Source organism: Hymenobacter aerilatus (assembly GCF_022921095.1).
Lineage (GTDB): Bacteria > Bacteroidota > Bacteroidia > Cytophagales > Hymenobacteraceae > Hymenobacter > Hymenobacter aerilatus.
Window position 1 is genome coordinate 3,834,692 of record NZ_CP095053.1, and the last position, 15,551, is coordinate 3,850,242.

Below are 15,551 nucleotides of genomic sequence, written 5' to 3' on the forward strand. Positions count from 1 at the left end.
CTTTGCCACTATGTTTTTACTTTCTCTCACCTATCTGGTTCCTTTTGAGGAGATAGAGCCACTGATGGCCCCGCACATGACGTGGGTAGACACGCACTATCAAAACGGTACTTTCTTGCTTTCGGGCCGCAAAGTGCCACGCACGGGGGGCATACTCCTCGCTCGCGCCGCCAGTCGGGAAGCCATAGAAGCCATTGTAGCTGCCGACCCGTTTACGCAGGCCGACGCCGTACGCTACGACATCATTGAATTTACCCCTACCCGCGTGGCGCCCGGCGCCAACGAGGCGTGGCTGGATTAACTTTTTACTTTTCCCGAATGATTTTATACAACGTAACTAGCAGCGTAGACCCCGAAGTAGCTGAGGAGTGGATGGAGTACGTCCGCGATGTGCATATGCCAGAGGTAATGGCCACGGGCTTCTTTGTGAAGCACCAGCTCTGCCGCCTGCTCAACGAAGAAAACGACGGCTATACCTACGCCGCCCAGTACTACGCCCTCGACTTAGAGCAACTCGAGACCTTCCAAGAAGCCTTTGCACCTGGCCTCAACGCTACCCTGGAAACCCGCTTCCCCGGTCAGTTCATCTCCTTCCGCACAGTGCTGGAGGTCATTAACTAAGGAGTAACTGAGTGGGAGAGTGACTGATAGGGCATTGCAAAACCGCGTGTCATCCTGAGCATTCCGCGCATCAAACGGCAGCGAAGGACCTTCTCACGGTAGAACGAGTCGTTGGTACGTCGGTCGTTCTACCGTGAGAAGGTCCTTCGCTGCCGTTTGATGCGCGGAATGCTCAGGATGACACGCGGTTCTGCAATGCCCTACTCACTCACTTTCAGCCACTATTGCCACTCCCGTAGCTGCTCGGCTGATAGATTACCGTTGAACCATTCGGGGTCGAGGTGGGCGCCTAGCTTTTGGTAGAAGCCAATGGCGGGCTCGTTCCAGTTGAGGACCTGCCACTTCATGCGTTGGGCGCCAGTGTCGCGAGCTTCGGCAACTACGGCGCCAAACAGCGCCCTACCTAGGCCCGTACCGCGGGCGGCTTCGGTCACTACCAAGTCTTCCAAGAATAGCATCTTGCCTTTCCAGGTAGAGTAGGCTGTGTAGTAGAGCGCTATACCGAGCAACTCGTGGGCGGTGTTTTCTGCCACGAAAAATTTAAAAATCGGCTCCGGGCCGAAGCCGTCGCGCTGCATATCGGCCAGCGTATTGGTGACTTCCTGCGGGGCACGCTCGTATTCAGCTAGCTCCCGAATCAGGGCCAGCACTTGCGGTAAATCGGCTTCTACGCCCCGCCGAATGGTGATAGAGGACGGAATAGACATTGGAGAAAATGGTGAAGGGTGAAAACGGCAACGCCCGGTCTGGCAAGAGGCCATAACCGGGCGTTGGCACAGGCCAAGCGGCGCGAATTACATCTGCGGCTGCATTTTCTTGATGTCCTCCGTCGCATTGGCCGCGTTGATTTCGCGGGTTGCGGGGTTTTCGGGGGCTTTTTTGCCGCCCGTAGTATCGGGCTCGGGTGGCAGCGGGGGTAGGGGCTCTACGGCCACGTTATCTTCTCTCTTATAATCGGGGTTGCTGCACGAGGCAATCGACAGCAGCGAGGCACCGGCCAGCAGACCGATCAGGAGCGTATTCTTCATAGTAAACCGAAATGACACAGGCATTGACGTTTGGTGGCGCAAGATACGGTGAGATGGTGAGACAGTGAAATAGTGAGTTTGACGTTCTGTCATCCTGAGCATTCCGCGCATTGAGCGGCGACGAAAGACCTTATACCAATTGAACGAGTCGTTGTGACGTTTATCGTTCATACGTAAGAAGGTCCTCCAAGCTCAGAATGGCACACGTTTTTTACTTCACACCCTCACTATCTTACTTCCCATACGGATTTACACCCATGTTTTGGTAAGCAAAGGTCCAAATGTCGGTCCATTCGTCTATTTGAAGCTGAGTGCTCTTGCCCGCGCCATGGCCAGCATTGGTGTCTACCCGGATAAGCTGCGGATTGGAGCCGGCATCAGCGGCTTGCAATGCAGCGGCAAACTTGTAGGAGTGCGCGGGCACTACCCGGTCGTCGTGGTCGGCGGTGGTAATGAGGGTAGCGGGGTAGTTGGTACCGGCCTTCAGATTGTGCAGAGGCGAGAATTTATATAGGTTCTGGAACTGGTTGTAGTTGTCGGAGGTGCCATACTCAGGTATCCAGTTCCAGCCGATGGTGAATTTCTGGTAGCGCAGCATATCCATCACGCCTACCGCCGGGAAGGCCACACGGGCTACGTCGGGGCGCTGGGTCATAGTGGCGCCTACCAGTAGGCCGCCATTGGAGCCGCCCGCAATGGCCAGGTGCGCCGGGTTGGTATAGCCCTGAATAGTTAGGTATTCGGCCGCCGCAATAAAGTCATCGAACACGTTCTGCTTGTGGGGAGTCATGCCAGCCTGGTGCCATTCCTCGCCGTACTCGCCCCCGCCGCGCAGGTTCACCACAGCCAGAATACCACCGTTTTCCAGCCACAGCATCCGGGCCATGTTGAAGGAGGGCGTGAGGGAGACGTTGAAGCCGCCATAGCCATAGAGGTAGGTAGGCACCTGACCGTTCAGCTTCACCCCCTTTTTGTGTACAACAAACATCGGAATCTTAGTGCCATCCTTGGAGGCGTAAAACACCTGCGTGGTCACGTAATCGGCCGGATTCACCTTGGCAGTTGGCGCCTGATATACGGTGCTGGTATTGGAGGCCAAGTCGTACTTGTAGATGGTAGTAGGGTAGGCAAACGACATGAAAGCGTAGTACACTTCTTTGTCGGTGCGGTGCCCCTCGAAGCCGGTGGCAGTGCCCAATGCGGGCAGTTCTACCTCGTGCAAGGCTTTGCCCTGCTCATCATACACCTTCACGGCGCTGCTGGCATCTTTCAGGTAGGTAGCAATCAGCCGGCCGCCAGCTTGGCTCACACTTTCCAGCTTTTGCTCGGCTTCGGGCAGTACGTCTTTCCAGTTGGCAGCCTGCGGCCGTCGGGGGTCTACCAGTACCAGGCGGTAGCGCGGCGCCTTGTAGTTAGTACGTACCAATAGCTTGCCTCCCTTAGTACCTACCACGTTGTTGTGGTAGGAGTAGCTGGTAACTAAGGAGGTAAACTTCGTGGCTTGCTTAGAGTCGGTGAGGTCGCGCACCAGCAGGCGGTTGCCGGGCGCCTTGCCGTTGGTGAGGTGCAGCACAGCAAACCGCGCATCATCGGTAGTGGTGAGGTAGCGGAAGCCCAGCGGCATCCGGCGGTCCTCATATATCAGCTTATCTTGGCTCTGCTTGCTGCCCAGCTTGTGGTAGTATACCTGCTGAAACTGATTCTGACCCGCCAAGCGGCTGCCGTTGGCTTTCGGCGCCTCATAGCGGCTGTAGTAGAACCCATCCTTGGCCCAGGCTGCCCCCGATACCTTCACCCAATTGATTTCGTCGGGCAGCGTTTTGCGCGTTTTCAGGTCAACCACACGGATTTTGTGCCAATCGGATCCTGCCCCGGAAGTAGCGTAGGCTAGGTAACGGTGGTCAGGCGAGAAGTAGGTGCCGGCCAGCGCCGTGGTACCGTCGTCGGAGAGCTTGTTGGGGTCGAGCAGCACTGTGGCCTCGCCGCCCTTTACGGGCTGCATATACAGCACAGCTTGGTTTTGCAGGCCGTCGTTTTTGGTGAAGTACAGGTAGTCGCCTTCCCGCTGCGGCACACCGTGACGCTCGTAGTTCCACATAGCCGTCAGCCGCTCTCGGATCTGACCCCGAAATGGAATCTTGCTGAAATACTCCGCCGTCACCTGGTTTTCGGCTGCTACCCACTCCTTGGTTTCGGGTGCGTCGGCGTCTTCCAACCAACGGTAGGGGTCGGGCACGGGTGTGCCGTGGTAGTCGTCTATCCGCTCGCCCTGCGGGGCCGTGGGGTACTGCACCGGAATACGGGGCGCCGTCTTCGCATTGGCGGCCTTCGGACTAGCCGCCATAAAGCCTCCCTGCGGCTCCGATGAGCGACAGGCGGCAACAGCAAGCAATGTACTGAGCGAGAGGGTAAATTTATTCATGAAGACTCGCGTGAGGAGAAGGCAACGAATACATCAACCGAATGCATTTCAATCTTGTTATAGTGAAATCACTATTCACAAAATCTTATACACTAGCCAACGTCTACCGGCTGCTTCGCATCCTCCCTACCTTCGGAATCACTTGAATCAAAAAGCGTTTGTTATCGCCCTCACGGCGCCCAGCGTAGCGACCGGTACCATAGAAACCGCTGCCACCAATCACCAGTTCAATGCTGCGGTCCTGGGTGAAGTCGAGGCCGTTTTGCTTCCAGAAGTTGAGTAGGCTCAGGGCGCGTCGGTAGCTGAGCTGGTAGGTCAGTTGCTCCTCACGGGCGTTGCGTGGGTCGCCTTGGGGGTAGCGGGCGGCCATGCCTTCCACAATCACGAGGTAGCGCACAGGTTGTTCGGTTTTGATGCTCTTAAGCAACGTGCGCAACGTGCGGCCCGCTTGTAGCAAAGCCGGCTTATAGCGCTCCTCAATCACATCCTGTCCCGCTCTAAACTGCACTGGCACCAGCAGTTCGTGGCGCTCATTGGCGGGGTCGTACTTGAAATACTTACCCTCCAGTTGCTGCAACGACTGCTTGATCTTGTTGATCTCCTCTAACTCTTCAGCTTTAGCTTTTAGCTCGCCGTTAGCCTGCTTCAATTCCCCTTCACGGTCCTTGAATAGCTTGAAGCTGTACACAAACAGCACTAGCATCACCACAAACAACGACGTCATCAGGTCCACGTAACTGGGCCAGAAGAAGTCAGAAGATTGTTGACGGTTTGACGAATTATTCATTACACCGGCCGCACGCCTCCAAATAGCTTATCCATAAACCGCTGCCAACGGTTCTTAGAAGTGGCCTTCACCAATACCGTATTCAGTGCTGACAGCTCCGCAAGCAACTTGGCGTCTACTTGCGAGTCGATTTCTATTTTGCGCAGTAGCTCGCGTTGGGTAGCCGTCACATCGCGGAACAGGGCTTGCTGGTTGGCTTGCACGTCTTTCAGTGGGTCGAGCTGCTTGAGGATGCGCTCGAACACGTTGTCTTGGTTGAGGCGGCGGAAGTAGTCGCCCCATTTTTCGTAGGCTTGCTGGGCGTCGCGCTCGTGTTGGGCGAGGCGCTGCTGCATGAGGTCGGTGAGGCGCAGGGTAGCCGCGTCGAAGTATTGTTCGGTTCGGGCAGCCAAGTTGTCCATTTCCTTCTGGTGGCGGCTGAAGAACTCTAGCTGATGCTGCACCACGTTGTTTTGCTGCCCAATGTACTGCCCCACATTATTGATGCCGCGCTCAAAGCCCGTGAGACGATCTAGAATACTGCTTACTTGCTGGGCGGTGGCGGCACCGTCGGCCAGCATCTTATTCAGTTGCTGCTGGTAGCCCGTAAACTGCCCAAACAACTCCGCCGACTCGCGCACTTTATCAAACACGGCAATATTGGCCCGCGCCATTTCGTCGTATCCAATCTTGTCCAGCGCCTCCAGAAAGCGGCTCTGCACCTGAATATTGTTGGTGAGCTTGTCCATGATGGGCTCAAACAGCGTCACCTTGCCTACAAAATCTTGGTTGAAAGCGTCCAGCACGCCTTTCAGTGTGCTCAAGCTACTCGACATATCATCATGCAGAATAGGGAGTAGGCGGGCTTGTAGGAACGTATAGTACTGGTTCTGATTCTGATCGAGCAGTTGCCGGGCGCGGCGCACTACCTGGTTGCCGAGCAGCGTGAGCAGCAAGCCCACAAAAGAGCCCGTCATGGCAATGAGTACGCCAGTGAGGAAAGGCGTCAGGGCGTTATCGTCTGACACGCCATTGCGGGCAATGCCTATCAGGCCGAGAATCACGCCGAGAAAGGTACCCAGCAGACCGAGGTAGAGCGGGGTAGCCACGTTAGCCTGGGTAGCGTTGTCGAGCACCTGGGCCTGACGGGCGGCAATATCCTTGAGAATGTCGAAGTTAGCCGCAGCACCTTTGTTGTGATAAAGGTAGGCGTTGGTATCACGCAGAATATCTGTGAATTCCGGTGAAGCCGTGTCCGCCTTGATCATGTCGACGGGGTAGGCGCCGTCGGGTGCGTCGGCAGCGTAGTCGGGCAGGTCACGGCCGTCGGGAAGCAGCAGACGGCGCTCCAGGCGCAACGTATGCCGCTCGGGGTAGAGCTGCCCAAGCCGGGTAGCTTGGGCTTTAGTTGATAGAAACGTGCGGATTTGCAAACCCACTACTACCAACACCACCGCTATTTCAAGGATAATTTCGAGCATGAAGAAAGGAAGAAGCAACGAATAGCTAAAGCTATAAACAATCTGTCATCCTGAGCGCAACGCAGTGAAGCGAAGGACCTTCTCACGTTGAACGACCGTTATAAAAACAACTTGTCGAACGTAAGAAGGTCCTTCGCTTCACTGCGTTGCGCTCAGGATGACAGCCAAACCTATTTACTCGAAATGCACAACGGCCTTTTGCTCAATCTGCCAGGCGCCACCTTGTTTGCGCAGCGTACCCGGCTCGTCGTTGATAATGTACGACACGGGGCCACCCGGCTGAGGATAGCGGCAGGCATCGCGCAACGAGTATTGGGCGCTCTGGATGGCATATGCGTGCACACTGGGGTCGGGGTTTACCTGGAAGGTAGCCGTGTCCGGTTTGTTGGCATCGAGCGTGATTTCGTAGATGCTATCGTGCTGCGGATCTTCCTGTAAGTCGTACTCATTGAAGGTGCCATTTACGGGTACTTTAGCGTAGACGTAACGCACCGAAGCTGGCGCTGCCGCCACCGACGCATACGACTCCGGGGCGGGAAGCTGCACCGGCGGTACTAGACTATCAAACTCATCACGCGACGCAGCCGACGGCGGACCAGCCGGAATTGGCGTTTCCAGGTGCGGGGCCGCGGGCGGCGAGTAGGCCGAGGGTGCGGAGGCTATGTTTTCAAACGATGAGGCAGCAGGCGCGGGGGCTTCTGTGGTAGTGGTAGGCGCTGGTGTAGGTGGCGCAAGCGCAGGCGTTGCAGGCTTCCCAGGGTTGAAACCCTGGGCTACGAAACGGTTATCAGCGACTGGTGGCCGCTCAGTTGGTGGCGGCGTTTTTTCAGGCACCGCTGCATAGCCCAGGGTTTCAACCCTGGGACTTTCGGGGCTTTCGGAACTCTCGGGACCAGCTTGCCCTAGCTCCTCCGCTACGCGTTGCTGCACTATGCGTTCTATTTCAGCGCGCAGCTCCGGCGTGAGACGCTTGGAAGAAAACGTACCACCGGACGACGTAGACACACTCTGCCCAGCTGATTTCAGCTTTTCCAACTCGTCGCGGTGTCGGTCCATGCGGGCGTTTAGGTCGCGCATGCTGCTGCGCAACAGCCAGAACAGTACCAGGCTCAACAGAGCCACAATGAACGCAATGGGCGCAAATAAGCTGCTCATAACACCTTCTTTATTGCCCGTGGGAGCGGGCGTGGCATAGTTAGGATTCTCTTCGGGGCCAGCATCGGCAGGCGCAGCGGCAGTGGCTTCGTCGGTGCTGGTGTCGGGTGTAGCTTCTGCGTTGAGGCTGCTTACATCGCCAGGCGGGGTGCCGTTTTCTACGTAGCTGGTCAGCGACGCGGCCAGGGCATCCACGGCCTGCATGCGGGCCGGGCTACCCTTCCGGCTCGGCGAAGCCTTCAGCTTGTTGATGATTTCATCCCTCAGCTTTTGCAGGCGTGACTTGTCCGAGCCCAGGCCTTTGTACATAGTCCCCCTACCCTCCAGCGGCTGGTAGAGTAAGCTATACACCTTCTGGCTGTCGGCCTTGATGCTGTTTTCCAGCTGCTTCAGCGAGCCGCCACAGTTCATCTTGCTCTTGAGGTTAGGCCGGCCGGTGTCGTCGTACACAAATTTTATCGCTGCACACCAGATTTGCGCCTTCTGTTCATCTAGGGTAGGTTGGCCGAGTTGAGTTTGGGCGTGGGTGAGAGCGGCAGAAAGAAATAGGCCAGTGAGTAGGACAGCAATACGGCGGGAGAAAGTCATAGGCTAAAGGAGGTAAAGAGATTAAAGCTAGAGCTAAACTGGTTTCCTTGCTTTGGTGAGGGAAACCGGTTTAGCTCTAGCTTCTAGCTTGGGTTCTGAAGTTCCCGACTCAAGTTATACAGCGCTTGCTTCAAGGGGTAGAAAAACAGCGTTTCCGGCAGCGTCTCATCTTGGCTCAACTGGCGGTCTAGCTGGTGCAGGCCGAGGCTGAGGCTGTCGTCGATTTCGCGCAGGAGCAGATCTTCCACTCGCTTGCGGTCCACATCCACGCCTACCTCGCGCATCAACGGAGCAACTTCGTCGCCCTCCAATACCAACTTCAGGAATTTGCGCACGTTGTCGAGCACATTCGACTTTAGGTCGGCATCTACCTGCGGTAGCTTCAAGCGTTGTTCGTCGATGTCGGCACCTTGGTCGGCGCCGTTGAGTTTCACGGTGCGCACCGCGTCGAAATCGGCGCGGCTGGAGCTGCTTTCTTCGAAGAGCACACCACCGTTGGTGGTGGCTTCCTTGGGGTTATCGGCCAGAATCACGCGGAAATTTTGAGGCGGTTCCTGACCGGTTACGCCCTTGAATACGGCTTTCGTAATCTTTTCGATGGCTGCTAAGCTGCTGCCACCAGCCAGCAGACGCAGGTAGAGGCTACCCTTGCCGGAGAAGCAGATGTAACGTGGCGTTTTGAGGTTGAGCTGCTGCGTTAGCTGCGCCACGTGGTAGATAATGGACGTGTAGTGCAGGTAGAACAGCACCCGCAGTTGCCGTCCTTTGCCCAGACCGAGGCTCTGCGAGAAGCGCAACTTATCGTCGTAGGCGAAGAGTAGGCTAGTCACGTCGGCCGAGCCAAAATCGGGGTTTTGCAGGGCGGCGCGCAGGTAGCCTTTGTACTCCTGATTTTCCTCCGAGTCGGGTAGGCTTTCCACGTGCTGCACACCCAGGCGGAGCAGACCGTTTTGCTTGGGCGCACCCTGCACGCGGGCGTAGCCGTCGCCCCACAGGTCATCGCCGGCAAAGCGGAACGACGAGCTGAACGCCGGGCGCTGGTCGGCAAACACCAGCAAATCGGTGGTGCCGCCACCAATGTCAATGTTCACTACGTTCTCGTCGCGGTTGGGCACTACCTGGTTGGTAGCCGTGAGGTAGTAGTAAGGCGCTACTGATTCGGAAACGAACTGCGTATTGCGCCGACTGTGGAAAACTTGTTGAAAAGCCTCGTCCCACACTTGCTGGAACTGGTTGCGCAGGAAGGCATCGAAGCTAAGCGGTGCAAACCACACCACGCGCGTATCTTCCAAAATACCCCCGTGCAGCGCTGCTTTGTGGCGCATCAAGAGCAAAATCTCTTTGAAAAACGCCGCAATGCGTGATACGCCCTGCGGGTCCAACTCCGCTGACCACTTCAAGTTCGTCACAAAACGGTTCTGCGGCGGCTGACCAGTCTCGGTGTTGATGCTGAAACCAATATTAATGTTGCTCAGCACTTTACTCGGCTCGTTGGCGTAGGTGTTCGTCTCGCACACGGCCGTCCGAATCGGGAATTCATACACCGACTGCTGCTCGCCGATGATGCTTGGCACAAACTCGCGGTTCTGAATCAGCGGCACATCGAACAATTGGCCAGGGCCGCGCATGTAGCGCTGATAGGCCGAGTAGCCGGTGTCGGGCAGCGGAGCATTCAGTAGCTCTACCTGCACATCCTGTTCGCTGATGATAAACGGCCGCGGATGCGCCGACGGTCCATCGGCGTAGGCCACGTGCGTGTTGCTCGTACCAAAATCGACAGCGAAGGTGAAGCGGCGCGTGCCACGGTCTACCTCGCGCCAACGCGGCACGATAAGGCCACGGGCCGGCTCGCCGTTCAGCACGGCCGGTGGGCAAGTCAGCTCGGCTAGGTCGAAGTGCGTGCCGGTAATTTCGTAGTACGTGCTGCCGGCTGTAGACACGCTTTTCTGCGTCCGCTCGAAGCGGGTAGCGCGCTTCGAAGCGCCTTGTTCGCTGATGCCCGCGCCGTCCACGAAGAACTTCAAGTCGTAGCGACGGCTCACCATGGTAGGCGAGTTGTCGGCATCTACTAGCATCACCTTGTAAAAATCGTTGTACTCGGGCTGCGAGCGGTGCTTGTAGAATGGGAACACGCCCAGCCCGATGTTGGCTTTCACGATGCGGCCCTTCTCTAAAATTTCCCTACCCTGCGCATCCTTGGGGTTCTGCGGATTGGGGTAGTAGCTGCGCTCGAAGGTGATGAAGCGTCCCGCCTGCACCGGAATCCTCAGCTGCACGCGCACGTGGTTCAGATCGATGGTGAAGGTAAGCAGCTCGGCCAGCTCGTTTTCAGTGAAGTACTCGAAAAACGTTTGCCGGAGCGGCAGCAAGTACGGAAACCGTGCCCTACCCTGCGTATCGGCGCCGTACTGAAACGACACTTTGCCAGTATGGAAGCGTTGGGTATTCAGCTCGTAGGGCAGTTCCACCAAGGCGTCTTCTAGGAAGTCGCCTACCGTGAGGTAGGGATATTTGAAGCCTTTGCCGGGTAGCACGCGGTTTTCCAGCGCTAGCTCGTCGAGGTAGGGCACCACGGTGCGGTCGTCCCAGGGCTGGCCGTTGAGGTAGTTGGCGCCGGGCATAGTCAGATTGGGCCGCAGCACCAAGGGGCGCGGGCCGTTTCCCACCGCTGCCCGCGTCGGCTGAATAAACAAGTCAGAGCTCGTCACGGCCGACTGGTCGGCGCGGCCGGGTAGCGGCACGTTCTTCACCCCCGCCGGATTTCCCTGAATATCCGCTAACGACGGATACTTAGCGGCAAACTGCTGTGCCGTATGCTCGCCCTGCATCTGCATCTGGTTGATGCGCCCACGGTCCAGAGCAGCGTACACTGCGCCGGCAAAGTCGCGCCGCTGCAGTTGCGGGTAGGCTAGAAACAGCTCGTACACAAACTCCTGAAACTGCGGCGAGCGGTCGGGCAGCAGCACAATGTTGTGGTCGAAGTAGTGGCCGCGGGCCTGGGCGCGTTCCAGCTCCAACGGCTGCGTGCCGGGCGCGGTGAAGAACAGCGTCAGCGGCGAGGTACCACCCAGTAGGCGCGGTCCGCCTGGCAGCTCTGGCGACTCGTAGAACACCAAATACATGTCCGAAAAGTCGCGGAACCGCTCGTCTTGCAGGAACAGCTGCAAGGTTTCGCCGAGTAGGCGCGTACCTTCGTCGACGCGCATGCGCTGCACTTCGGCCGCCGCGTTCCAGCGTCGCAGCGTGATTTTGCGCCCGGCCTGGGTGTAGAGGTGGTAGTTGTAGAGCAGCTCAAACAGGTCCCAGAAGTGCGTCACCAGCTCGTGGTACACCGATTTGGGGTTGCGCTGCCCCTCCCGGGCCACGAAATCAAACGCGGCCTCAAACAGGTGCATCCGCGCAAATGGCGTCGGGATGGACACGGCCACGTTGCGGGCTTTGCTCCCCGTCGGGTCCGTCACGGTATTGATTTCGGTGCTGGTGATGGGCGCGGTTTTCTGCCAGCCTTGGATTTGCTGGGAGCCGTTGTTGTGCAGGCGAAGGACTTTGGGCATAGTAGGACCCCACTATCTAGCTTTTCAAAAGAAGCCAGACATACGTGGGTTTAGCTAGAATTAATACTTACTAGAAACTACGATTAGTATCTAGAAAACTAGAAGCTAGTTCCCCTCCTTAGTTAAGGAGGGGCTAGGGGTGGTTACAGTCGTTGCTTTCTCCGTCATCCTAAGCTTGCGAAGGACCTTATCATGTCTAGATTACTACCGAACGACAATCGTTCTTACTTGATAAGGTTCTTCGCTGTGCTCAGGATGACAGGGGAAACAAGTAAACAACATCAGCAACGACACCAACCACCCCAGTTCAGCCTTTCGGCTGAACGTCCCCTCCTTAGCTAAGGAGGGGAGTCTCATTCTGACTTACACTACTTTCACCTTCTCCTCAAACCCCTTCTCCGTCACATCATAAAACAGCGCCAGCAGTTTGCGGAAGTTATCCGGCTCGGCGTTGCTCTTGGAAGCGTCGTTGAGTTTGTTGAGGAAGTAGTTGTGGCTAAGGCCTTTGTTGAAGAACTCACTCCACTTCTTCTCTACTGGTTTACCGAGAATCATGGCGTTGAAGTCGTCGGTACTGAGGTCGAAGGGGCGGAAGGCGCGGCGGTTTTGGGCCAGCTCTTTCAACCACTCATCTACCCCAAACTCGGGGCTGTGGAGGAAGGTGTTCAGCTCCTTGAAGATGGGCTCGTTACGCAGGGCGTAGTCCAGGTTCAGGGTATCGAAGTAGGGCGCCTTGTCGGTGGGCAGATGCTGCTTGTGGTAGCGCGTGAAGTAGAGCAACTGCGTGAGGCGCTCGGCCACGATTTCGCGGGTTTCGGTAGGCAAGTGCGCAAACTGGATTTCCGGCGCGTCGCTTTCCAAGCCATACTCGTGGAAATGCGGGCCGGAGCGCAGCTCAGCCGTGGGGTAGCGCATAAAGTCCACGATGCTCAGAGCCGCCAGCAACTCAATGAGGTGCGCTTTGTTGCGCTGCTGGGTGCCACCGGGCTGGTTTTCGTAAGGCGTATCGGGCGTATCGGCGAGGTAGTAAAGGGCGTCGAGGCCTTGCAGGTTGTGCTCGTAGTAGCTAAGCGCCGCCTTGGTTTTCGTCAGGAAGTTGTTGGACTCTATGATGGCGTTGTCCTCCGATTGCAGGGCGAAGTAGGGCATCACCGTCACGGCGCCGGTGGGCGCGTCGCGCAGGTAGCGGGCGTTACTCAGGCGCGTGTTGTTGTCTTTCAGATTCTTGAGTAGCAGTGGGAATCCCGCCGCGCCCGTGCCGCCAAAGATGCTCGACACAAAAAACACCCGGTCGCCCTCCTGAAAGTTATCAGCGAAGTAGCGGATTTCCGGCGACTCTACCACTTTGTTTAGTACTACCGAGCCCACGTTAGGCGAGCCACGGAAACCAATCGTCAGCGGGCTTTCCAGATTGTCCTGCGTAAACAGCAGCTCCACCAGCGCCTTCGAATCGACGGACAACTGATCATAGTGCAGATACTGACGGAAGCTCTGGTTGATGCCACCAAAATCAAACACAAACGTGTCCTTCACCGACCCATTCACATCCTGCGAAATGCTGCTGAGCGTGCTAATGTTGGTGCGGAAAAATCCCTCATCACGCTGACCTAAACTATTGTAAATCTGCTGATAGCTTTTTAGCAAAGCCACCGTGCGGTTCATATCGCCATTGTGCGCGTCGGGGTCGATGATGATGGGCACTACCCGGTCGCAATTGGGTAGCTCTACCCCCGCCGCCAGCAGCATCGTGAGCGAGCGAATGACGCGGGAGCCCGTACCGCCAATACCAAATAAAAAGAGTTTAGCCATAATCATGAAAGTCGTTGAACGAAACTCCCCTCCTTAGTTAAGGAGGGGACGTTGCCGCTTTAGCGGCAACTGGGGTGGTTGGCGCCGTTGCTGATGTTGTTTACTTGTTTCCCCTGTCATCCTGAGCGCAGCGAAGGACCTTATCACGTTAGGTCAACAGTCGAACGGCAATCGTTCTTCCTTGATAAGGTCCTTTGCTCAGCTCAGGATGACAGGAGCAACAACCCCTAACCCCTCCTCAAAAGAGGGAAGCTGGTTTTCTATCTAAAACGGCGTTGTACTCGCATTGCGCGAGCCACCTTTCAGAATAACAGAGAACAGGAAAAACCACAGCAGCCCGTAGAACGCGTTGAACGTGGCCAGCCAATAGATATAGGAGTGCGACGCCACCGCCTGCGCATTGGTCTGCCAGATGACTACCCCGAAAGCAATCAGCGCATTCAGAACCAGGAACAGCACCCAGTTACCGGTTTTATTGAACGTGGCCACGCCCATCGCGCGGTTGATGAGGTAGTAGAAAATCAGCACCAGCGCCAGCGATACGCCTATGTTAATAAGACCAATGTTGGGGAAAATCACGTCACGGTAAACGGGAATTTCCGAGGGCGGCTGCGGTGTGCCGATGAGTTCGTAGAGGAAGCGGAAGAGGCTTTTCATAGAGTAGCGCGAAGCCTATTTGTGTTTCGTTGAATGATAAGGGTAAAAGCGGCACAGCAGTCAGTAACGCCGCGCGAAGCCCGAGCTTCGCGGTACGGAGCCCTACTCGCCGGGTTGTAAGGTAAACGGAATCGTGAATACGGGCGCTTCGGCTTGCTCGTCGCTCGTTACGGCGGCCACGCCGTCGAGGAGGCTGCTGAGGGCAAAGGTTTTGGCGCCTACTTGGTTGATGTTACTGTCGTTTGGGGTGGTCCACTGCCCTACCCAGGCCGGGCGGCGGTGGTTAAGCAAGAGCTGCAATGGGCGGGCGGCGCGGGGTTGCCGCGTGAGGCGCACCTTTACGAAGTGTGAATACTGGTTTTCGGGGCCGCTGCTGCCTTGGGTTTGTGCATTGGCGGCAAATACGTCGGCCACTTTCGCATCCGTATCTTGCCCAACGAGTTGCAGGTTTTGCTTGAGGTAGGCCACGTCGCGGTAGGCGGCAGGTAGGGTGTTTAGATCCAGGCCTACCACAAACTCCACCGGCTGCGCTGCCGAGGCTTCCTGCACCGCTACCGTGTGGTAGCTAGCGCCAGCCGCGCGCTTGCTGGCGCCAGCATCACCGTAGTACCACGCCCCTTTGTTCTGGAAGCGGCTGAGCAGGGATGAAGCGGGGGTAGGATAATTCACCCCGAAATGCGCCTGCTGCCCCGGTTGCTTCGTGAGCAGCGTCGCGTCAAACTGCCGCACAGCATCGGCCGGGCCGACTATCCAGATATAGTAGGGAATCGGTGTGTCGCAGCAATTATTGATGCGCTTGGCACCGGTTTTCAGCGCGGGGTAGAATGCCCCTTTAAAATCAGAGGTGAAACCGTAGACCGACACAGCTAAGTCAGGGTGGCCGGTACTGTTCAGGGCATCGGTGATGTCGGTTTTGACATAGGCTTGGTCGCCGGTGCGGGGCGGAGCGTAGATGAAGTCCGAAATCAGCACGCTTACGGCGCCCGGCTGGTAGTAGTGACTCACCAATGTATCCAGAATGGCCGGGATGCTCGTGCTGCTGGCCGCCTCCCGGATACCGCCGCGCACGGTCTGGGACAGTTGCTGGTAGGAGTCGCGGTAGGGCTTCTCCTTGATGCGGTAGAAGTTTTTTTGCCGCACCGCCGAGCTGCGGTTCAAGTCGGACAGGAACTGTGCTACGTGCTGCTGAAACTGTGTATTCTGCGCATCGGCGCCGGTTTTGGGCATAAAGCCTTCCATCGAGCCTGATACTTCCAGAAACACGTTGGCCTGCGCCAGCGGCTGGGTAGGGGCCGGAGCAGACGATTCGGCGGCGGCTGGTGCTTCGGAAGTAGCCGGCTTTTCAGCAGTGACCGGGACTTTGGCGCTACTGTCGCTTTTCATGTCCTCGCGAGAGTAACAGCCGGCGAGCAGCAGCGTGGCGCCTAGCAGCGCTGGGAGTAAGCGGGGAGGGAGAGGTAGGTGCATCGA

General features: G+C 57.0%; 12 protein-coding genes. 2 read left to right on the forward strand and 10 right to left on the reverse strand.

The annotated features are described in order from the left end of the window. Nucleotides 1-10: 10 nt before the first annotated feature. Nucleotides 11-301 carry a YciI family protein gene (locus MUN82_RS16105; protein WP_245092090.1) on the forward strand — a complete coding sequence of 97 codons (291 nt, stop codon included), beginning with the start codon at nucleotides 11-13 and terminating at the stop codon, nucleotides 299-301. Nucleotides 302-318: 17 nt separating this feature from the next. Then, nucleotides 319-621: a DUF4286 family protein gene (locus MUN82_RS16110; protein WP_245092092.1), complete on the forward strand. Its 303-nt coding sequence runs from the start codon at nucleotides 319-321 to the stop codon at nucleotides 619-621. A 221-nt stretch (nucleotides 622-842) separates the two neighbouring features. Here MUN82_RS16110 and MUN82_RS16115 read toward each other — a convergent pair whose 3' ends face one another. The 10 genes from MUN82_RS16115 to MUN82_RS16160 all read right to left on the reverse strand — a co-directional run bounded on the left by MUN82_RS16115 (nucleotide 843) and on the right by MUN82_RS16160 (nucleotide 15,548). Next, nucleotides 843-1,328, reverse strand: coding sequence for a GNAT family N-acetyltransferase (locus MUN82_RS16115; protein WP_245092094.1), 486 nt, complete (start codon nucleotides 1,326-1,328; stop codon nucleotides 843-845). An 87-nt stretch (nucleotides 1,329-1,415) separates the two neighbouring features. Beyond that, nucleotides 1,416-1,649, reverse strand: a complete 234-nt coding sequence (locus tag MUN82_RS16120) for a hypothetical protein (protein WP_245092096.1) — start codon at nucleotides 1,647-1,649, stop codon at nucleotides 1,416-1,418. A 232-nt stretch (nucleotides 1,650-1,881) separates the two neighbouring features. Continuing rightward, the gene (locus MUN82_RS16125; protein ID WP_245092098.1) at nucleotides 1,882-4,071 is read right to left on the reverse strand and encodes a prolyl oligopeptidase family serine peptidase; all 2,190 of its coding nucleotides are present in this window, start codon (nucleotides 4,069-4,071) and stop codon (nucleotides 1,882-1,884) included. 103 nt (nucleotides 4,072-4,174) lie between these two features. Next, nucleotides 4,175-4,858, reverse strand: a complete 684-nt coding sequence (locus MUN82_RS16130; protein WP_245092100.1) for a hypothetical protein — start codon at nucleotides 4,856-4,858, stop codon at nucleotides 4,175-4,177. Further along, nucleotides 4,858-6,318, reverse strand: a complete 1,461-nt coding sequence (locus tag MUN82_RS16135; protein WP_245092101.1) for a hypothetical protein — start codon at nucleotides 6,316-6,318, stop codon at nucleotides 4,858-4,860. Before MUN82_RS16135 ends, MUN82_RS16130 begins: the two co-directional genes overlap by 1 nt. Nucleotides 6,319-6,492: 174 nt before the next feature. Next, on the reverse strand, nucleotides 6,493-8,061 hold the full coding sequence (locus tag MUN82_RS16140; protein WP_245092102.1) for a hypothetical protein: 1,569 nt from the start codon (nucleotides 8,059-8,061) through the stop codon (nucleotides 6,493-6,495). An 83-nt stretch (nucleotides 8,062-8,144) separates the two neighbouring features. Continuing rightward, nucleotides 8,145-11,615 carry a hypothetical protein gene (locus tag MUN82_RS16145; RefSeq protein ID WP_245092103.1) on the reverse strand — a complete coding sequence of 1,157 codons (3,471 nt, stop codon included), beginning with the start codon at nucleotides 11,613-11,615 and terminating at the stop codon, nucleotides 8,145-8,147. Between the two features lie 363 nt (nucleotides 11,616-11,978). Continuing rightward, nucleotides 11,979-13,424: an FtsZ/tubulin family protein gene (locus MUN82_RS16150; RefSeq protein WP_245092104.1), complete on the reverse strand. Its 1,446-nt coding sequence runs from the start codon at nucleotides 13,422-13,424 to the stop codon at nucleotides 11,979-11,981. A gap of 264 nt (nucleotides 13,425-13,688) precedes the next feature. Beyond that, nucleotides 13,689-14,081, reverse strand: coding sequence for a hypothetical protein (locus tag MUN82_RS16155; protein ID WP_245092105.1), 393 nt, complete (start codon nucleotides 14,079-14,081; stop codon nucleotides 13,689-13,691). A gap of 102 nt (nucleotides 14,082-14,183) precedes the next feature. Further along, on the reverse strand, nucleotides 14,184-15,548 hold the full coding sequence (locus tag MUN82_RS16160; protein ID WP_245092107.1) for a hypothetical protein: 1,365 nt from the start codon (nucleotides 15,546-15,548) through the stop codon (nucleotides 14,184-14,186). Between the last annotated feature and the right edge of the window lie 3 nt (nucleotides 15,549-15,551).